Source organism: Methylobacterium sp. E-045 (assembly GCF_022829685.1).
GTDB lineage: Bacteria > Pseudomonadota > Alphaproteobacteria > Rhizobiales > Beijerinckiaceae > Methylobacterium.
The window spans coordinates 13,676-30,519 of record NZ_JAKSYE010000008.1 but is presented as its reverse complement, the minus strand read 5'-3'; the positions used below and the strand labels follow the sequence as shown (position 1 = coordinate 30,519).

24 protein-coding genes are annotated in these 16,844 nt (G+C 67.2%); 23 read left to right on the top strand and 1 reads right to left on the bottom strand.

Annotated elements, in window-relative coordinates; translation table 11 throughout:
* Window positions 1–118: 118 nt before the first annotated feature.
* Window positions 119–559, bottom strand: coding sequence for a hypothetical protein (locus MKK51_RS00570; protein WP_243974341.1), 441 nt, complete (start codon window positions 557–559; stop codon window positions 119–121).
* A gap of 58 nt (window positions 560–617) precedes the next feature.
* Here MKK51_RS00570 and MKK51_RS00565 point away from each other — a divergent pair, with 58 nt between their 5' ends.
* From MKK51_RS00565 to MKK51_RS00460, 23 genes are all read left to right on the top strand, one after another.
* A complete protein-coding gene (locus tag MKK51_RS00565) occupies window positions 618–1,460 on the top strand; it encodes a recombinase family protein (RefSeq protein ID WP_243974340.1) in 843 nt (280 codons plus the stop codon).
* 50 nt (window positions 1,461–1,510) lie between these two features.
* On the top strand, window positions 1,511–1,693 hold the full coding sequence (locus tag MKK51_RS00560) for a hypothetical protein (RefSeq protein ID WP_243974339.1): 183 nt from the start codon (window positions 1,511–1,513) through the stop codon (window positions 1,691–1,693).
* Window positions 1,693–1,899 carry a hypothetical protein gene (locus MKK51_RS00555; RefSeq protein ID WP_243974338.1) on the top strand — a complete coding sequence of 69 codons (207 nt, stop codon included), beginning with the start codon at window positions 1,693–1,695 and terminating at the stop codon, window positions 1,897–1,899. The genes MKK51_RS00560 and MKK51_RS00555 overlap by 1 nt, the downstream gene beginning before the upstream one ends.
* Window positions 1,896–2,126, top strand: a complete 231-nt coding sequence (locus MKK51_RS00550; protein WP_243974337.1) for a hypothetical protein — start codon at window positions 1,896–1,898, stop codon at window positions 2,124–2,126. Before MKK51_RS00555 ends, MKK51_RS00550 begins: the two co-directional genes overlap by 4 nt.
* Complete coding sequence (locus MKK51_RS27080; protein ID WP_279600901.1) at window positions 2,123–2,251, top strand: hypothetical protein; 129 nt, start codon at window positions 2,123–2,125, stop codon at window positions 2,249–2,251. The genes MKK51_RS00550 and MKK51_RS27080 overlap by 4 nt, the downstream gene beginning before the upstream one ends.
* 112 nt (window positions 2,252–2,363) lie before the next feature.
* Window positions 2,364–2,687 carry a hypothetical protein gene (locus MKK51_RS00545; RefSeq protein ID WP_243974336.1) on the top strand — a complete coding sequence of 108 codons (324 nt, stop codon included), beginning with the start codon at window positions 2,364–2,366 and terminating at the stop codon, window positions 2,685–2,687.
* The gene (locus MKK51_RS00540; RefSeq protein ID WP_243974335.1) at window positions 2,684–2,887 is read left to right on the top strand and encodes a hypothetical protein; all 204 of its coding nucleotides are present in this window, start codon (window positions 2,684–2,686) and stop codon (window positions 2,885–2,887) included. The genes MKK51_RS00545 and MKK51_RS00540 overlap by 4 nt, the downstream gene beginning before the upstream one ends.
* On the top strand, window positions 2,887–3,519 hold the full coding sequence (locus tag MKK51_RS00535; protein WP_243974334.1) for a putative metallopeptidase: 633 nt from the start codon (window positions 2,887–2,889) through the stop codon (window positions 3,517–3,519). The genes MKK51_RS00540 and MKK51_RS00535 overlap by 1 nt, the downstream gene beginning before the upstream one ends.
* A gap of 24 nt (window positions 3,520–3,543) precedes the next feature.
* Complete coding sequence (locus MKK51_RS00530; RefSeq protein WP_243974333.1) at window positions 3,544–4,005, top strand: DUF2280 domain-containing protein; 462 nt, start codon at window positions 3,544–3,546, stop codon at window positions 4,003–4,005.
* On the top strand, window positions 3,938–5,296 hold the full coding sequence (locus MKK51_RS00525) for a PBSX family phage terminase large subunit (protein WP_243974332.1): 1,359 nt from the start codon (window positions 3,938–3,940) through the stop codon (window positions 5,294–5,296). Before MKK51_RS00530 ends, MKK51_RS00525 begins: the two co-directional genes overlap by 68 nt.
* Window positions 5,293–7,254: a portal protein gene (locus tag MKK51_RS00520; protein WP_243974330.1), complete on the top strand. Its 1,962-nt coding sequence runs from the start codon at window positions 5,293–5,295 to the stop codon at window positions 7,252–7,254. Before MKK51_RS00525 ends, MKK51_RS00520 begins: the two co-directional genes overlap by 4 nt.
* Before the next feature lie 63 nt (window positions 7,255–7,317).
* Window positions 7,318–8,340: a hypothetical protein gene (locus tag MKK51_RS00515; RefSeq protein WP_243974328.1), complete on the top strand. Its 1,023-nt coding sequence runs from the start codon at window positions 7,318–7,320 to the stop codon at window positions 8,338–8,340.
* Window positions 8,341–8,344: 4 nt separating this feature from the next.
* A complete protein-coding gene (locus MKK51_RS00510; protein ID WP_243974327.1) occupies window positions 8,345–8,647 on the top strand; it encodes a hypothetical protein in 303 nt (100 codons plus the stop codon).
* A 30-nt stretch (window positions 8,648–8,677) separates the two neighbouring features.
* Complete coding sequence (locus MKK51_RS00505) at window positions 8,678–9,169, top strand: hypothetical protein (RefSeq protein WP_243974326.1); 492 nt, start codon at window positions 8,678–8,680, stop codon at window positions 9,167–9,169.
* A 65-nt stretch (window positions 9,170–9,234) separates the two neighbouring features.
* Complete coding sequence (locus MKK51_RS00500; RefSeq protein ID WP_243974325.1) at window positions 9,235–9,990, top strand: hypothetical protein; 756 nt, start codon at window positions 9,235–9,237, stop codon at window positions 9,988–9,990.
* Window positions 9,991–10,332: 342 nt separating this feature from the next.
* The gene (locus MKK51_RS00495) at window positions 10,333–11,433 is read left to right on the top strand and encodes a N4-gp56 family major capsid protein (RefSeq protein WP_243974324.1); all 1,101 of its coding nucleotides are present in this window, start codon (window positions 10,333–10,335) and stop codon (window positions 11,431–11,433) included.
* A gap of 82 nt (window positions 11,434–11,515) precedes the next feature.
* The gene (locus MKK51_RS00490; protein ID WP_243974323.1) at window positions 11,516–11,908 is read left to right on the top strand and encodes a hypothetical protein; all 393 of its coding nucleotides are present in this window, start codon (window positions 11,516–11,518) and stop codon (window positions 11,906–11,908) included.
* A 99-nt stretch (window positions 11,909–12,007) separates the two neighbouring features.
* Window positions 12,008–12,649, top strand: a complete 642-nt coding sequence (locus MKK51_RS00485; protein ID WP_243974322.1) for a hypothetical protein — start codon at window positions 12,008–12,010, stop codon at window positions 12,647–12,649.
* A 15-nt stretch (window positions 12,650–12,664) separates the two neighbouring features.
* Complete coding sequence (locus tag MKK51_RS00480) at window positions 12,665–13,330, top strand: hypothetical protein (protein WP_243974320.1); 666 nt, start codon at window positions 12,665–12,667, stop codon at window positions 13,328–13,330.
* A 2-nt stretch (window positions 13,331–13,332) separates the two neighbouring features.
* A complete protein-coding gene (locus tag MKK51_RS00475; protein ID WP_243974318.1) occupies window positions 13,333–14,835 on the top strand; it encodes a hypothetical protein in 1,503 nt (500 codons plus the stop codon).
* The gene (locus MKK51_RS00470) at window positions 14,832–15,137 is read left to right on the top strand and encodes a hypothetical protein (RefSeq protein ID WP_243974316.1); all 306 of its coding nucleotides are present in this window, start codon (window positions 14,832–14,834) and stop codon (window positions 15,135–15,137) included. The genes MKK51_RS00475 and MKK51_RS00470 overlap by 4 nt, the downstream gene beginning before the upstream one ends.
* Window positions 15,137–15,550 carry a hypothetical protein gene (locus MKK51_RS00465; RefSeq protein WP_243974315.1) on the top strand — a complete coding sequence of 138 codons (414 nt, stop codon included), beginning with the start codon at window positions 15,137–15,139 and terminating at the stop codon, window positions 15,548–15,550. Before MKK51_RS00470 ends, MKK51_RS00465 begins: the two co-directional genes overlap by 1 nt.
* Entirely contained in the window at window positions 15,550–16,836 is a 1,287-nt protein-coding gene (locus tag MKK51_RS00460) for a hypothetical protein (protein WP_243974314.1), read from the top strand. The genes MKK51_RS00465 and MKK51_RS00460 overlap by 1 nt, the downstream gene beginning before the upstream one ends.
* The last annotated feature ends 8 nt before the right edge of the window (window positions 16,837–16,844 follow it).

Sequence of the window (16,844 nt, the reverse complement as noted above, 5' to 3'; positions counted from 1 at the left end):
CGACTTCAAGCGTTCGGGGGTCAGGGTCGCATCAGGAACGCTTCGCCCGGCTGGCCGCTAACGTGTTTGCCGCCGCCGGGACCGTTTCACAGCTCCGACCACGAACCGGCTCAACAGCTTAGGCGTTGAGGCCGAAGACGTGCGCGGACAAATCTGCCATGATCGGAACCCGATGACGACGGATCGCGAGCAAGCCGAGCGGGTCGCCGACCTTCTCCGCCAGGCCGACCGCCTCCGGGTTCCGGGGCATCGGTACACCGTCGAGCAGTGCATGCAGACGCAAGACGAGCTCCGCGCCGGCCTTCGCCGTCTCTACCGCGACCTGACCGGGACCGAAGTGCCGCGCGAGACCGCGCCGCGCCGTCCGGTCCTCGGCTCTTTTCAGGCTGGTTCGCTCCCCGGCTCCCGCACCGTTGTCGCGTTTCGCGGCCGGCCGAAGCGGGTCGTGGCGACCGCCTGAACGAGAAATCGGAACGCCTGTTTCGGGATTGAGCACGCGAGAGCTCATTTCGTAGCTAAATCCGGGCTTTTTTCCGAAATCACAGACATACCGCTCCATTCGGAAATCCGACTGTTGTAGACTTCCGAAATCTTGGCGGAACCCGGATCGAAATACCATGCAGGGGTCATCTCGTATCAAGCGCCTAAAGGGCCGCTCAACGAAGCAGACCAAAGTAATATCTGACGCAAAGTTGAAGGTTGTTGGATACCTGAGGGTTTCGACGGAAGGTCAGGTGTCGGATGGGCACGGAATCGACGCTCAAGAGCGTGCCGTGCGGGCATTTGCGGAGAGCCAAGGCTACGATCTGGTGGATGTGATCCGCGAGGCGGGCGTGTCTGGGGCTGTCGCACCAGCATCTCGCCCCGGATTCACTCGCGTCTTGGAACTCGCTGAGGAGAACGCCTTCACCGTACTCCTGGTCTACAAGTTCGACCGCCTCGCGAGGAACGTGCTTCACGCGGTGACCACCGTACACGAGATGCGCGATCGCTTCGGTATCGTGGTGCGCAGCGTTACCGAGCCGATCGATACGTCGACGCCGATGGGGGAAATGATCTTCACGGTGCTTGCCAGCATGGCGGCCCAAGAGCGGATCACCATCACCGAGCGCACCATGGGTGGCCGGAAGGAAAAGGCGGAAAAGGGCGGCTTCGCTGGTGGTCGGGCTCCATACGGATACACCCACGATCAGGACCGTCAGCTTGTGATCGTGCCGGAAGAGGCCGAGGTGGTGCGCCGTATTTTCGCAGAGCGTGCCGCAGGTCGGAAGCTGGCTGATATCGCCGACGGATTGAACACCGACGCAATCCCTTCGCCGAAAGGCGGGGCATGGCGCGCTGGCGGCGTCCACTACCTGCTCGACAACCCGAAGTATGCCGGAAACGTCGAGTATCTCTTCCGCTTCGGCGGGGCCGAACAGCACGTACTGAGACCGGGCACGCACGCCCCCATCCTCTGACCACCCCCAACCCGCTTCGGCGGGTTTTTTGTTGGGCATGCGAGGCTCCCGTGACCCAGCGCTACCGCATCGAACTCGCGTCGAGCCTCGACGCTGCGCCGCTGTTCGCCTCACTCGCCGGCACCCGCCTTGTGTGGACACCGGAGCGTGCCGAGGCCGTGGCCTTCGGCGCCTCCGCGCAGGCCTGGGACTTCGTCGTCGCGCAGGCCCTCCCCGTCGTTCGGGTGCGCTGATGAGCCCGCGCGACTTCCTCGTCTGGCTCGACGGCTTCGCCCTCGGCGTCGAGGCCGGCCGCCCGACCCCGGCGCAGTGGGTCGATGTCTTCGCCACCCTCGCCACCGTCCAGCAAGACAAGGACCGGCCGAGCGAACTGCAGATCACCTTCATCCCCGGCGGCGCGGTGCGCACCGATGAGTACACCCTGAGGACCGACGCATGACGCTCACCGCCGCCGCGCTCCTCGATCAGGTCGAGGAGCTGCTCGCCGCCATGGTCGGTCCGACCGTCGCCACTGCCGAGCGGGCCGCCGTCGACTTCGAGGCCTTCGCCACCATCGCGCGCAACCCGCTCCGCGAGCGCATCGCCACCGTCATCGCGGACGAGATCCGCACCCGCTCCGACCAGCGCGAGCACCGCCGCGCGAACATGGTGAGGCTCCGCCCGTGACGTACACCGCCCTGATCCGCCGGCTGCTCGGCAAGCCCGCCCCCCGTCCCGCCAAGCGGCCGGACTTCCCGCCCATGCGCGTGATCCGCCTGGGCCGCGAACTGACCCGTGGTGAGGCCGCCTGATGCCCCGCCTCTGTGCTCTCCTCGTCCTCGCCGGCCTCGCCCTCTCGGCCATGCGGCCGCGCCCTCCCGCGCCGACCGCCTGGGGCTATCCGATCTCGCTGACGGTGCACTGATGACCAACACCGCCTCCCCCTCGCCGCCGCCGGTCAACGATCTGTGGCGCATCCCGGCCATCCTCGCGATCGTCGGCGCCATCGTGCTGTGGGTGCATCTGTTCATCCCGAAGCCGGCGCACGCCGAGACCATCGGCTATCGCATCGAGGCCGAGGCCTGCCGCGGCACGGTATGCCGCCCGCTCGCCGCCTCCCCCCGTGTGTGGGGCGGTCGCTACGCCTGCCAGGGTCGCGCCGCGAACATCGAGCGCTTCGGCCTTCCGGGTGACCCGCGCGTCATCCGCGCCCGCTGCACCGCTATCGACGGGCTGCCCAGCGCATGACTGGATTCCTTGCCGTCGTCCTCGTCTGCGCCGCCGGCATCGCCGGCTCGGACTGCTCGCGCGACAACGCCCTCGACATGCTCGTCCAGCCGGTCGCGCAGGTCACGGAATGTGCGCAGGTCGGCCCGGTGCTGGCCACGCATCTGACCCTGGGCCCGGGCGAGTTCCACAAGGTCGCCTGCGAGCGTCGAAAGGGCTGATGCTTACCCGGCCGCGCCCTCCGGAGGACCTGCTCGGGCCCGACGGCGCATGCACGGCCATGCCGGTCCGGCCCGATCACGACCTGCTCGCCTGGATTCGCGCTACCTTCATCGATGAGGATGCGCCGCTCCTGAACGAGGATCACCTCCATCTGCGCAGCGCGCAGCTTGGGACCCTCTGGTGTGCCGTCCCGAACGCCCGTCAGGGCAACAGCGTCGTCGGCATGTGCGAGACGACCGCGTTCATGGGTAATCGCTGGGCGAAGGCCCGGTTCGAGCAACAGATCACCGGGTGGTTCGGCTCGATGCCGCACTTCCTGCTGACCTTCGACGCTGGCTTTGCCGACCAGTGCGACGACGCCACGTTCTGCAGCCTCGTCGAGCACGAGCTCTATCACGCTGGCCAGGCCAAGGATCGTTGGGGCGCTCCTCGCTTCTCGAAGACGACCGGTCTCCCCGTCTTCGAGATCCGTGGCCACGACGTCGAGGAGTTCGTCGGTGTCGTCGCCCGCTACGGCGTCGGCGCTGCTGCCGGCAGGACGGCCGCCCTCGTCGAGGCTGCGAACCGTGGGCCCATCATCTGCGAGACGGCGATCGCTGGCGCCTGCGGGACCTGCGGCCACAAGCTTTGACGGGGCTTTGACGGGAATGCGGTCATGAGTACCCTCTCCGATGAGGTGAAAACCTTCATCGTTCAACAGCTTGCATGCTTCGATAGCCCCTCCGACGTAGCGAAGGCTGTCAAAGAGGAGTTCGGCCTCGACGTGTCGCGCCAAGCCGTCGAGGGCTACGACCCGACGAAGCGCGCCGGCCGGTCACTCTCCGAGGTGTACCGGGCCGTATTCGATGAGACTCGCGCCGAGTTCCTGACCGATACGGCGCGCATCGGCATCTCGCACAAGGCCGTCCGCCTCCGCACCCTCGCCCGCCTCGCCGAGAAGGCCGAGCGCCAGGGCAACATGGTCTTCGTCGCCTCGCTCCTGGAGCAGGTCGCGAAGGAATGCGGTGACGCCTTCACGAACAAGCGACAGAACGAGGTGAGCGGTAAGGATGGCGCTTCCCTCCTCTCCGGCGGTATCGCCGTCACCTTCATCGACGGTCCCGGCAAGCCGAGCTGAGTTCCCGCGCAAGCTCGCGTTCCTGTTCCAGCCGAAGCGCTACAAGATCGCGAAGGGCGGACGCGGCGGTGGGAAGTCCTGGGCCTTCGCCCGCGCGCTCCTCCTCATCGGGTCCCAGCGCAAGGTCCGCGTTCTCTGCGCCCGCGAGTTTCAGAACTCGACGGCCGACAGCGTGCACGCGCTGCTGAAGGATCAGATCGAGAAGCTCGGACTGAGCCCCTTCTACGAGGTCCAGAACACGCGCATCACCGGCGCGAATGGAACGGAGTTCTCTTTCGAGGGGCTCCGGCACAACGTCACGAAGATCAAATCCTACGAGGGCGTCGACATCTGCTGGGTCGAAGAGGCCCGCACCGTCTCGAAATCCTCGTGGGACACGCTCGTCCCGACGATCCGCAAGCCTGGCTCCGAGATCTGGATCAGCTTCAACCCGGAGCTGGCCGAAGACGAGACCTACAAGCGGTTCATCACGCACCCGCCGACGAACTCGGAAGTCGCGACCATCAATTGGTACGACAATCCCTGGTTTCCCGCGGAGCTGCAGCAAGAAGCGCTAGACCTGAAGGCCCGCGACCCGATCGGGTACGAGACGGTCTGGGAAGGGCACTGCAAGCAGGTTCTGGACGGCGCGATCTACGCGAATCAGATCCTGGCGGCGAACGCTGCGGGGCGATTCTGCAAGGTCCCGTTCGAGCCTGCGGTGCCGGTTCACGCCTTCTTCGATTTGGGCCGCGCCGATAAGACAGCGGTCTGGTTTGCGCAGGTCGTCGGGTTCGAGTTCCGGCTGATCGGCTACTACGAGAATCGCGGCGAGCACTGGGAGCACTACCTCGACAAGCTCAAGGCTTACGAGGAAGAGCGTGGATACGTGTACGGCGAGCTCTGGCTGCCGCACGACGCGCAAAACCAGTTGCTGGCCTCGAAGCGTACCATCGAACAGCAGACGTGGGACGCCGGGTATCGCGCCCGGATCGTCCCGAAGCTGACGATCGCCGCCGGCATCGACGCGGCCCGCCTGCTCTTCTCGCGGTGCTGGTTCGATGAGGATCTCTGCGCCGACGGGCTCCAGGCCCTGCGTAACTATCGCTACGAGGTCGACGAAGCCACGCAGCAGTTCTCGAAGAACCCGCTGCACGATTGGGCCAGCCACGGCGCGGACGCCTTCCGCTACTTCGCGGTCGGGATCGCCGAGCCTCAGGCGCCCGCGAAGCCCGAGACCGGGCCCCAAGACCGCTACGCGCGCATCAGGCGTCGCGCCTCGCAACCATCAGGATCGGCATGGGCGACATGACGGATACCGACGCCGATCGCGGCGCCATGCCCGGCGACGAGACCGCTGCGCGTGAGAGCCAGGCGCTCGATCGCGACGCGCTGGCGAGCAAGCTCAAGGGCTGGTTCCGCGTCGACCGTGATGCGTCCTCTCGGTGGCGCGAAGAGGCGCGCGAGGACTATGACTTCGTGGCCGGCCGCCAGTGGTCCGCTGCGGATGAGGCTGTCCTGCGCGAGCAGGGCCGCCCGCCGATCACGTTCAACCGCATGCTGCCGATCATCAAGGCGGTGGCGGGCTCCGAGGTGAACGCGCGCCTCGACATCCAGTACCTGCCCCGTGAGATCGGGGACGCGGCCAAGAACGAGGTGCTGACCGAGGCCGGTCGCTACCTCGCCGACGAGGCCGAAGCGGAGGACGAAGAATCGGACGCCTTCGTCGACGTCGCGATCACCGGCATGGGCTGGGTCGAGATGCGGCTCGATTACGAACTCGATCCCGACGGCGCCTATGTCGAGGACCGCGTCGACCCCCTCGAAATGGTCTGGGACTCGACGGCGCGGAAGCGGAACCTCGCCGATGCGCGCAGGATCTTCCGTGCGAAATCCATGGACCGTGCCGAGGCCGAGGGGCTGTTCCCCGATGCCGACCCGGCCGACCTCAATGCCGCCTGGGCCGAGGACCGCGACGGCGACCAGCATGCCGGCCTGCAGCCCGGTGATAGCCGCATCGACCGTCCCGGCTCCGCGCAGGAAGGTACGTCGCGGGTGACCATCGTCGAATGCCAGTGGTGGGAGCGTCGCCGCGTCACCGCTGTCAGCGATCCCGGTACCGGCGAGGTGACAGAGATGGATCCGGGCAAGGCGTCCGTCCTCGTGCGCCGTGCCTCTGCCATGGGCATCACCCTGCAGACCCATAGCATCACCAAGCGCGTCTATCGCCGGGCCTTCATCGGCGGGACCGTGCTGGAAGAGGGCGAGGCCCCGGCCGGCGACCGCTTCTCCTACGCCTGCATGACGGGCGACCGCGACCACAACAAAGGGACCTGGTTCGGCATCGTCCGGATGATGAAGGACCCGCAGCGCTACGCGAACAAGTGGCTGTCCCAGACCATGGACATGCTCAACCGCCAGGCGAAGGGCGGCATCCTGATGGAGACGGGCGCCGTCCCGGATCAGGCCGAGTTCGAGGCGAGCTACGCCAAGCCCGGTGCGGTGACGTGGGTGGCCGACGGCGTGCTGAACAGCGGTCGGATGAAGCCGAAGGAGCTGCCCCAGCTGCCCGCCGGCCATTACCAGCTCATGGAGTTCGCGATCATGTCGATCCGCGATTCCTCGGGCGTGAACCTCGAACTGCTCGGCCAGAAGCAGCAGGAACAGGCCGGGGTGCTGGAGTATCAGCGCAAGCAGGCCGCGATGACGATCCTCGCCACCCTGTTCGATTCCCTGCGGCGCGCCCGCAAGCACATCGGCCGGGTGCGCCTCTACTTCATCCAAAACTTCCTCTCGGATGGGCGCCTGGTGCGCATCGTCGGTGACGGTGCCACCCGTGTCATGCCTCTCCTGCGCGACCAGACCATCGGCGATTACGACGTCATCATCGACGATATGCCGTCCTCGCCGAACCAAAAGGAGGTGATCTGGTCGACGTTCACGAGCGTCTTCCCGGTCATCAAGGACATGATCACTCCGCAGGTCCTCCTCGAGGTGCTGCCCTACTCGCCGTTCCCGGCCTCGTTCGTCGCCAAGATGCGCGACCTGCTCGCGCAGGCTCCGACTGATCCGCAGGCCGAGCAACAGCAGCAGGTCGCCATGCAGACCGCCGTGGCGAAGATCCAGGACCTCACCGCCGGCGCCAACCTGAAGCAGGCCAAGGCCGAGCGGGAATCGGCGCTGATCCAGCACGACCACATCGATGGCTTCGCGAAGGTGGCGGCGATGGCCGCTCCGCCCGCGCAGCCCGCCAGCCAGCTCGCGGCCTGATTCCTATCGCCCGGCCGGCGGCGTCATGCCGGCTTTCGTACCCTTCACGTCACGAGGATCCCCATGGACAACGAGACCACCAGCACCGCTGACAGCGGCGACTCTTTCACGGCTGAAGAGCAGGCCGCCTTCGACGCCTATGCATCCGGTGAGCCCGCTCCCGAGGCCGCTGCCGCCGATGCACCCGTCGCAGGTGGCGAAGTCGCCCCCGAGGCTGCCGCTGCCGCTGTGCCCCCGGCTGCCGCTGCTGCTCCCGGCGATGTCGTCGATACCGACGTCGAGGAGGGCGACGCCGATCAGAACAAGGGCAAGTTCGTCCGGCATGGCGCCTTCCACCAGGAGCGCGAGCGCCGCAAAGCCGTCGAGCGCGAGCGCGATGAGGCCCGCCTCCAATACGCCCGCATGGAAGAGCGGCTGAAGGTCCTAACCGAGGGGGCGAAGCCTGCTCCCGCCGCCACGCAGGCCGCTCCCGAGCCCGAGACGCCCCCGGATCCGAACGAGGACATCTTCGGCTACGCAAAGTACCTGGAGAAGCAGATCCAGGACATCCGCACCGGTCAGACCCAGATGACCGAGGCCCAGCGCCAAGCGCAGGAATCACAGGCGCAGGAAGCCCAGCGCGGCGAGGTCATCAACAGCTACCGCGGCGACGTTCAGCGCGTGATGGCCACGCAGCCTGAGTTCGCGCAGGCCTATGAGCACCTATTCCAGGGCCGCATTGCCGAGCTGAAGGTCTACGGCATGTCCGAGGCCGATGCGGTGAAGGCGGTCCGTGACGACGAGTTCGGCCTCGTCCAGGCCGCCATTGCCGCCGGTCAGTCGCCGGCCGAGCGCATCCTGCAACTGGCGAAGGTGCGCGGGTTCGCTCCGAAGCCTGCCGAGGCCGCAGCTGCACCGGCCGAGAGCCCGGCGGAGAAGGCGGCGCGTGTCGCCCGTGGTCAGGCTGCGAGCAAGTCCCTGTCGGCCGCCGGTGGTGCTCCGGCTGGTGAGCTTACCCTCGAGATGCTCGCCAACATGTCGGAGGCCGAGTTCGAGAAGGTCTCGGCGCAGAATCCGGCGCGCGTCCGCGCCCTGATGGGAGGCTGAGACGATGACGCCCTTCAAGCCCGCCGACGCCTCGACATCGTTCATGCCAGTGTCGACCACGGCGGCGACCAATCGGACGGCGCTGAAGCGATCCGGGAACGAGAACACGCACGTCCGGCTGTTCAACGCCGGCAACACCCTCGTCTTCCTCCGCTTCGGAGACGTGACCGTGTCGGCCTCGGCCTCCGACTTCCCGCTGCCGGCCGGGGCCGTCGAGGTGATCGACATCGGCGCCTGCTCGCACATGGATGCGGTCACGGCCTCCGGCTCGTCGTCGGTCTACGCGACTTGCGGCAAGGGGCTCTGAGCCATGGTCGTCTATCCGGGAACGAAGGGCGTGGCTGACATGGTCGCGCAGGCCATGGCCAGAACCTCGACGATCCTGGATGGCGTATTCACCGTCGACACGCTGCCCGATCCCGCGGCGAGCCTCGATCGATACGCGCGGGTGACCGACCTGTTCGGCACCACGCGCGACCTGGTGCTCGCGGCGCAGACTGCCGGGGTCGCCTACTGGAAGCCGGTACGCCCGGTCTTCGCTGCCAAGCAGACCGTCGCGGCAGACATGACGCTGACGGCGCTGAAGACGCCCTCGGTGCTGCTCCTCGACGGCAACGTTCCGCTCGGGACCACGCGCAAACTCACCCTGTCGAACTCGCTCGCCTTCCCGGGCGCCTCGTTCCGGCTGAAGCAGCGCAACACCCTCGGCAGCATCCTGGGCTCGCTCATGGTGCTGAACGTCAACCTCAGCACGCCCGTGTCGCTCCTCACCGGCGGCACGCAGGAATTCATCTTCGACATGGCGGACGGCTGGGTCCAGGTCACGTAGCGCTCCGCGCCGTGCCCGCCGGTCGTCCTCGCTCCTCGCCCCGCGCGAGATGACACGAGGCTCTCATGATCAAAGCTCTGGGCGGCGCTTCCGGCGTCCTGAACAACTTTACGGCTGTCGCGCCGCCGTCCGTGACCGATGACGCCACGCAGGGATATGCGGTCGGCTCGATCTGGTTCATGCCGAGCACTGGCGAGATGTGGCGTGCCCGTTCCGTCACTACCGGTGCTGCACGCTGGGTAAAGAACGATACAGCCGACCATCCCGGCTACATCGCCGGCAAGTATTACCTTCCGTTCGGCATGGGCGGATCGGTGACGGGCGCGATCATCGCAGCTGGTCTCGCGTCGTTCGGCTTCGGTTCGATCAAGCAGCGCATCACCATTTCGCAGCTGGGCGCCCAGGTCACGGCATCCTCTGCCGGCGGCAACTTCCAGATGGCGGTTTACGCACACAACCCCCTTACGGGGATGCCGAGCGCGTTGATTGGCTCGACGTCCTCGGCGACGACGGCCGGTACCAATCTGGTCAACGCTCCGCTCTCCGCGAACATCCAGTTGGAGCCAGGTCAGTACTGGTTCGCCCTCGCCTGCGATAACATCACGGCAGCGTTCCTCGGCGTCGGCGGAGCATCTACCGCGTTCGCTGCCACTATCGGCAGCGCGACCGGGGCTATCACCAACTCGTCCTCTGGCCAGTTGGCCGCTCTGACGTCCCCGATCACCTTCGGTACGTGGCCCACGGACGGGTCGCAGATGGCCTTCACGCCGAATGCGGCACGATCCCCGATGATCCAATTCCTCATCGCCAGCGTGCCGTGAACGAAACCCGCTTGACCCGACGGGCAATCTCCGCGCATTAGCTATCCGTCGCGAGACGCGCGAGCCCATCCGGGCCCCGCCCTCTCGTTTTTCACTAACTCCCCGATCCGACGCCCGTCCGAAGCCCGCATCTCGCGGGCTTTTTGCGTTCGCCGGCCCGGTTCGCCTGATCGCACGGCACGCGATCCGCTTGGCCTCGTCACGGTCTTCGCCTGATCCCCGGCAAGGATCCCGTCCGACCACCGTCCCCAGCGGCTCATGGGGCCCGGCTTCCGTCCGCGCGGCGACGTACAGCCCGCACGAACCCCTCTCCCCACGGACACAAGCCCAGAAGGCACCCCCATGTCTTACACCGCGTATGGCGTGAACGACGCCATGGCCATCAAGCTGTGGTCGAAGAAGCTCGCCACCGAAGCCAACAAGTCGATCGACATCGACCCGCTCATCGGCGAGGGCGACGGCTCGATCATCCAGGAGAAGACCGAGACCAAGAAGGGCAACGGCGACCAGGTCACCTTTGGCCTGCGCATGCAGCTCAAGGGTGACGGGTTCTCCTCGTCCGACGTTGCCGAGGGTAACGGCGAGCAGCTCGGCACCAACTCCGACAAGGTCACCATCGACGAGCTCGGCCACGTCGTCGGCGTGAAGTCCGAGAATACGATCGACGCCCAGCGCGTGCCGTTCAACCTGCGTGAGCAGGGCCGCGCTGGTCTGGCCGACTGGTTCCAGACCCGCAAGACCGTGTCGTTCTTCAACCACGTCTGCGGCTTCACCCCCGTGAACGGCCTGGCCAACGGCAAGAAGTTCAGCGCCAACAACGCTGTCACCGCCCCGTCCGTCGGTCGCGTCTTCCGCCCGAACGGCCGCGCCAACGATGCCGCCCTCGTCGCCGGCGACATCATGACCCTCGACCTCATCGACAAGGCCGTCGAGCTCGCCAAGACCGGCGGCTCCACCGGCAAGGTCATGATCCGTCCCATCGTAGTCAACGGCCGCAAGGTCTACGTGATGTACCTGCATTCGACGCAGGTCACCTCGCTGCGGACCAACACCGCTGCCGGTCAGTGGCTCGACATCCAGAAGGCCGCGATGGCCGGGATGGAATCGTCCAAGTCCCCGATCTTCTCGGGTGCGCTCGGTGAGTACAACAACGTCGTGCTCCGCGAGGCGCAGGACGTCACCGCCGGCGTGTCGCCGGACGGCAAGTCCGCCGTTCCGCTCACCCGTCGTGCTGTGCTGCTCGGCGCGCAGGCTGCGACCATCGCCTACGGCAAGGCCGGCGGCGAGACCCGCTATCGCTGGAACGAGGAACTCCTCGACCACAAGCGTAACCTCGAAGTGTCGGCCTGGGCGATCTGGGGCATGAAGAAGACGACCTACAATGGCGACGACTTCGGCACGATCGTCATCCCGACCTACGCGAAGCCCGCCGACGCCGCCTAAGCGGCCTCTCCTGTCTGAACCGGTGCGCGGGGCCTGACGGCTCCGCGCCTTCGCCTCAACCCCCACCCTGAGAGGGCCCGACATGGCCACCAATACCGCCCCCGTGCGGCCGTCCGCTCGCGAGCTGCGCGAGCAGGTCGTCCAAACCGTCCGCCGCACCGTCACCTTCAACGACGGCGCGTTCACCTTCCCGGCCTCCCTACCCGACGGCGCCCTGATCAGCCGCACCCTGGTGCTGATCGAGACCGCCTTCTCGGCCGGCACCACCCTGCTCGTCGGCTCGACCGTCGGCGGGAATGACATCGTCGCCGCGGCCGACTCCGCCGCGACCGCCGCCGGTGCCAAGCGTCCCGACACCGGCAGCCTCAAGGGCCGCCTCGTTGGCGATACCGTACTCTACGGCACCGTCACCGGCACCCCGACCGCCGGCGTCGCCACCATCGTCATCGAGTTCGTCCCGAACAACGACGGCTGATGCTGACGGCCTCGTGGCTGCATTTCGCGGCCTGCAACGTGGCGGCGGAGCCCAGTGCCCCGCCGTCCTTTCCTCCGCCCACCGATTCGAGGCCCGACGATGCCGAACGCGCAAGGGAAACCGACGCTCGGCGACCTCATCGACGAGATCGCGGGCGACATCTCGCGAGCGGATCTCGACCTGCAGATCGGAAACGCGATTGACCGCGCCATCCGGCACTACCAGCCGGAGCGGTTCTTCTTCAGTGACCAGATCCTGACCTTCGAGACGTTGGCCGGGGTCGACGTTTACGGTCGCGGCGACGCCGCCGATATTCCGGACCTGCTTGCCATCGACAGCGCGGTTCGGATCGAGAACGGTCAGACCTATCCGCTGTCCCGCATCGCGGAAGCCTCCATCGAGCGCCGCGACGATCCGGCGAGCTCCTCGCAGCCCTGCGCTTACTCGTATTTCGACCGGTCCATCCGGCTGTGGCCGATGCCGTCCGCATCCTGGACCATCCGGCTCGCCGCCCATGTGCTGGTGCCGGCGCCGACCGGGGGCGATGACACCTCCCCCTGGGTCAACGAGGCCTCCGACCTGATCGCAGCCCGCGCGAAGAGGCATCTCGCCATGAACGTCCTGCGCGATCCTGCTCTTGCGCAGGCGCAGGATGTTCTCGCCTCCGAGGCTTTCCGGTCCCTCCGGGGCCGTTCCAACCGCATCGCCTCGACCGGACAGGTCCGAGCCTACAACCTCTAGCCTGGAGCCGCCCGCATGGCCGATCTCGCCCGCATCACCGACTATCAGTCGCTCCTCGCCAACGTCGAAGCCTACCTCGTCCGTGACGATCTGCAGGCCTTCGCGCCGACCTTCATTCAGATGGCCGAGGACCGGTTCAACACCGACCTCAAGGTCGTGGACATGCACAAGGCGACCGGGGACGTGACCATCGTCGACGACGGCGTCGACAAGCCCGCCGATTTCATCGATTGGGTCGCCGTCCGCTGGAAGCCCGTCACCGGCTCGCTGCAGCGCCCTCTCTATCTCGCCTACCGTGAGCCCGACAGTCCCGAGTTCCGGAACCGCCACCGCCCAACCGGCGTGCCACAGTTCTATACCGTGCTCGCCGGCCGCGTGGTCCTGGCCCCGCCCATCCCCGGCACCGTGAACCTCACCTATTACGCGCGCCTGCCTGCGCTCACCGCCGCGGCGCCGACGAACTGGCTCATCACCAAGGCGCCGATGATCTACCTCTACGGCACCCTGCTCGAGGCGATGCTGTTCCAGAAGGATGAGGATCGCGCGGCTCAGTGGTTCGGTCTCCTCGACAAGCGCCTCGCCGCCGTCTTCGGTGCCGGCGATACGCAGAAGACGGCCCAGCGGACCGGCCGTGTCGCCGTCGACGCCGCTGAAGCGAACGCCGCCAAGAGCACGAACTAAGCATGGCCGACGCCGTCCAGCCCGCACCCCGCGTCGCGCTGGCGGCGTTCGCGCCTGACATCGCTTCGACCGATGCCAACGTGTCGGCCGTCGCCACGAACACGGTTCCGCGCGCCGATGGCTGGGGGCCGTTCGCCTCTCCATCGCCGATCTCGGTCCCGCTGCCGGCCGATTGCCTCGGCGCGATCGCAATCAACTCCCCGGCCTACGGCTTCCCCATCTACTTCGCCGGTACCAGGACGAAGCTCTATCGCTACAACCTCGGCTCGACGGGCTGGGATGACGTGTCGAAGGTCGGCGCGACCTACAGCGTGCCGCCGGGCGATTACTGGTCGTTCGCGGTCTATGGCGGGCGCCTCCTGGCGACCACGCTGGGAACGTCGGTCCAGGTGATCGACATCGACACGGGCAAGAAGTTCAGGGATCTCGGCGGCAACCCTCCCCGCGCACGCCACATCGGCGTGGTCGGCGAGTTCGTCGTCTTGGCGGGCCTCGCCTCCGATCCGAACGCGGTGGATTGGTCGGACCTCGGCGACATCGAGTTCTGGCAGCCCGGTGTTGGCGGCGGGCACACGTCCGACCTACAGATCTTCCCCGATGGCGGGGCCGTGACGGGCTTTGCTGGCGGCGAGTTCGGGATCGTGTTCCAGGAGCGGGCTATTCGCCGGATGGTGTTCTCGCCCGGCTCGGCCGAGGTGTTCGGCTTCGACGTCTACGAGGAGAATCGCGGCGCCATCGCTCCGTGGTCCCTGACCAAGGTCGGCCCGCGCGTGTTCTTCATGGACCGCGACGGATTCTTCATGTTCCAGGGCGGCACTTCGGTGCCGATCGGCGTCGGGCGGGTGAATCGTTTCTTCGCTGGCCGGGTCAACCCGACCCAGGTCGCTTCGGTCGTCGCGATCCGCGATGCCACCGGGCCGCGCGTGCTGTTCGCCTATCGCAGCCTCACGGCCGATGTCGCCGATCCGACACTGCTCGATGAGGTTTTGCTCTACGACTGGCTGCTCGACCGTTGGTCGTTCGTGAGGATGCCGGTGCGCTTCGGGCTCACCGCTGCAACGCCGGCCGTATCGATCGACAACATTCCGGGTTCGCTTGACGATCCGGGACAGAAGTCGCTCGATGACCCCTCTTATGCCGGCGGCGCCCCGAGCCTCGGCATCATCACCGGCGACAACCGGCTCGCCCTCCTCACCGGACCCGCCCTCGAGGCGACCTTCGAGACGGCGGAAGCTATGATCTTCCGTCCCTACCGCGCCTACGTCGACGGCATCCGCCTCGACAGCGATGCCGACGATTGGCGCGTTTCGGTGGCGGGCCGCGAGAGCACGGCACAGTCGGCGCTGGTGGTGTTCAAGCCTGAGACCCGTCCGACCGTCGAGCGCGTGGCCCCGTGCCGCTCCTCGGCCCGCTACCACCGGGCTCGCATCCGCATCCCGGCCGGTACCGCCTGGAGCTTTGCCACCGGGATCGAGCCGCAGGCCCGTCGCGAGGGGATGCGATGATCGTCCCGGGCAAGAACGAGACCCGGCTCGACCGGATCATCCAGGCCATCGCCGAGATCGCCACCGGTGGATCGAACGCGGTTGGCAAGAGCACGATCGTCCTCGCTCCCGGCAGCGATGAGACGGCGGTGACCGATCCTCTCTGCACCGAATCCTCGCTTGTCGTGTCGGTGCCGATGTCGGCTTCCGCATCTGCTGCGAGGGTGTTCCTGAAATCCACGGCGCGCGGTTCGTTCGTGCTCGGGCATACCGTGTCCGACGCCGAGGACCGCTTCGTCCGCTACGAGATTCGGCGCCCCTGATGCGGCTTCACCCCGTCGATCATGCCGACCTCGCGAGTGCGTGGCCGCTGGCGGAGCCGTGGCTCGCTCGGGCGTGTGCGCGACCTGGCTGTGACCTGTCGATCGAGGATCTGCACCGCCTCGTCGGCGCAGAGGCCGCCTTGCTGGTGATGATCCTGGGCGAGGACGGTGCGCCGATCGGCGCGGGAGTCACGCAGGTGCGTGAACTCGCCGATGGTGGTCGGTCCTGCTGCGTCCTGGCGACCGGCGGGAACGATGTCCGGCGCTGGCGCGAGATCATGGCTCAGATCGAGGCCGGCGCCGCGCGCAACGGCTGCGAGCGGGTCGAATTCGTTGGCCGGGTCGGCTGGGCAGCCCTGCTCCCCGATTACCAGGTCGACGCCTATTACTCGAAACAGCTGCAGGTGGCCTGATGAGCGGCGGATCGAAGACCACTACGACCACGCAGAATACCAAGACCGATCCGTATGCCGCGGCGGTCCCGTCGCTGCAAAAGATCATCGATGCCGGCAACGCGGCGTTCGATTCCGGCGTCGGCTCGCAGGTCTACACGGGGGATCGCGTTGCCGGGCTCGGGGCGACCACGCAGGCCGGCCTCGACAGCATGAAGGCTAATGCCGGCGCTACCGCTGGTACCGCGCAGGCCGGCAACAGCTTCCTCGGCGGTCTTCTCGGCAACGGCGGGGCGACCAGCGGCACGCAGGGCGCTACCTCGCAGCTCGCCGGCGTGAAGACCAACGTCGACACGTCGGGTGTCGCCTCGGCCGCGTCGAAGCTGTCCGATCCTAACAGCCTCGCCCAGACGACCGGTGCGGCGCTGGCCGGCGGCGCTTACGGCACCGATACGGCGACGATGAAGGCCCTCGCCGACAGCGTCGCGAATGGTCCATCGCAGGCGAAGACGTCGCTTCTCGATGTCGCCAACGGGAAGTATCTCGGCGGCGCGAACCCCTACCTCGACGACATTCTTGGCCGATCGAGTGCGGAAGCCGCTTCGAAGGTCGGTCAGCAATTCGCGGCGTCCGGCCGATACGGCTCCGGCCGGTTCGCCGCTGCTACGGCAGACGCGGTCTCGAACGTCGAGACTCAGGCCCGCTATGCCGATTACGAGGCCGAGCGGACACGTCAGGCGCAGGCGGCCACCGCCATCGACGCCGCTGAGAACGCGCGGGCTGGGACCGCCGGCAGCCTCTATCAGGGCATCGCCGGTATCAACACGGGGAACGGCAACCTCGCTGCCACGGGCGCGAACCTCTCGCTGAACGCGAACCAGGCCGGACTTGCCGGCGCCAATGCACTCGCGGCCCTGCAGGGCTCGAACGCCGACCGCTCGCTCACGCAGGCTGGTGCGCTCCTCTCCGGGGCACAGAGCGATCGCGCTGCCGGTCTGGCCGGTCTTGGTCAGGTCCAGACCGTCCAGGATAGCCTTCTGGCGCCGGGGCGGACGCTCGCGTCGATCGGCGCTGTGGAGGACCAGGTGCGCCAGCAGCAGCTTGCCGCCGCGCAGGACGTCTGGAACGAGCAGCAGGCCGCGCCCTGGCGTCAGGTCGGGCTTCTCTCCGGTGTTGCTCTGCCGGTCGCCGGCGCAGGCAGCACGTCGACGGGGACGACGGAGCAAAAGACCCCGCAGCCCAGCCTTCTGCAGCAGCTGCTCGGCGGCGGGCTGGCTATTGCCGGCACCGCATCGAAGTTCATCTAAGGATCGGC

Coding starts and splice junctions, on each gene's coding strand:
- MKK51_RS00535 (WP_243974334.1), top strand. CDS start 2,887: ATGCTTACCCGGCCGCGCCCTCCGGAGGACCTGCTCGGGCCCGACGGC.
- MKK51_RS00485 (WP_243974322.1), top strand. CDS start 12,008: ATGCCGAACGCGCAAGGGAAACCGACGCTCGGCGACCTCATCGACGAG.
- MKK51_RS00475 (WP_243974318.1), top strand. CDS start 13,333: ATGGCCGACGCCGTCCAGCCCGCACCCCGCGTCGCGCTGGCGGCGTTC.
- MKK51_RS00555 (WP_243974338.1), top strand. CDS start 1,693: ATGAGCCCGCGCGACTTCCTCGTCTGGCTCGACGGCTTCGCCCTCGGC.
- MKK51_RS00515 (WP_243974328.1), top strand. CDS start 7,318: ATGGACAACGAGACCACCAGCACCGCTGACAGCGGCGACTCTTTCACG.
- MKK51_RS00495 (WP_243974324.1), top strand. CDS start 10,333: ATGTCTTACACCGCGTATGGCGTGAACGACGCCATGGCCATCAAGCTG.
- MKK51_RS00490 (WP_243974323.1), top strand. CDS start 11,516: ATGGCCACCAATACCGCCCCCGTGCGGCCGTCCGCTCGCGAGCTGCGC.
- MKK51_RS00550 (WP_243974337.1), top strand. CDS start 1,896: ATGACGCTCACCGCCGCCGCGCTCCTCGATCAGGTCGAGGAGCTGCTC.
- MKK51_RS00525 (WP_243974332.1), top strand. CDS start 3,938: ATGGCGCTTCCCTCCTCTCCGGCGGTATCGCCGTCACCTTCATCGACG.
- MKK51_RS00530 (WP_243974333.1), top strand. CDS start 3,544: ATGAGTACCCTCTCCGATGAGGTGAAAACCTTCATCGTTCAACAGCTT.
- MKK51_RS00520 (WP_243974330.1), top strand. CDS start 5,293: ATGACGGATACCGACGCCGATCGCGGCGCCATGCCCGGCGACGAGACC.
- MKK51_RS00545 (WP_243974336.1), top strand. CDS start 2,364: ATGACCAACACCGCCTCCCCCTCGCCGCCGCCGGTCAACGATCTGTGG.
- MKK51_RS00500 (WP_243974325.1), top strand. CDS start 9,235: ATGATCAAAGCTCTGGGCGGCGCTTCCGGCGTCCTGAACAACTTTACG.
- MKK51_RS00540 (WP_243974335.1), top strand. CDS start 2,684: ATGACTGGATTCCTTGCCGTCGTCCTCGTCTGCGCCGCCGGCATCGCC.
- MKK51_RS00570 (WP_243974341.1), bottom strand. CDS start 559: ATGGAGCGGTATGTCTGTGATTTCGGAAAAAAGCCCGGATTTAGCTAC.
- MKK51_RS00470 (WP_243974316.1), top strand. CDS start 14,832: ATGATCGTCCCGGGCAAGAACGAGACCCGGCTCGACCGGATCATCCAG.
- MKK51_RS00565 (WP_243974340.1), top strand. CDS start 618: ATGCAGGGGTCATCTCGTATCAAGCGCCTAAAGGGCCGCTCAACGAAG.
- MKK51_RS00465 (WP_243974315.1), top strand. CDS start 15,137: ATGCGGCTTCACCCCGTCGATCATGCCGACCTCGCGAGTGCGTGGCCG.
- MKK51_RS00510 (WP_243974327.1), top strand. CDS start 8,345: ATGACGCCCTTCAAGCCCGCCGACGCCTCGACATCGTTCATGCCAGTG.
- MKK51_RS00460 (WP_243974314.1), top strand. CDS start 15,550: ATGAGCGGCGGATCGAAGACCACTACGACCACGCAGAATACCAAGACC.
- MKK51_RS00480 (WP_243974320.1), top strand. CDS start 12,665: ATGGCCGATCTCGCCCGCATCACCGACTATCAGTCGCTCCTCGCCAAC.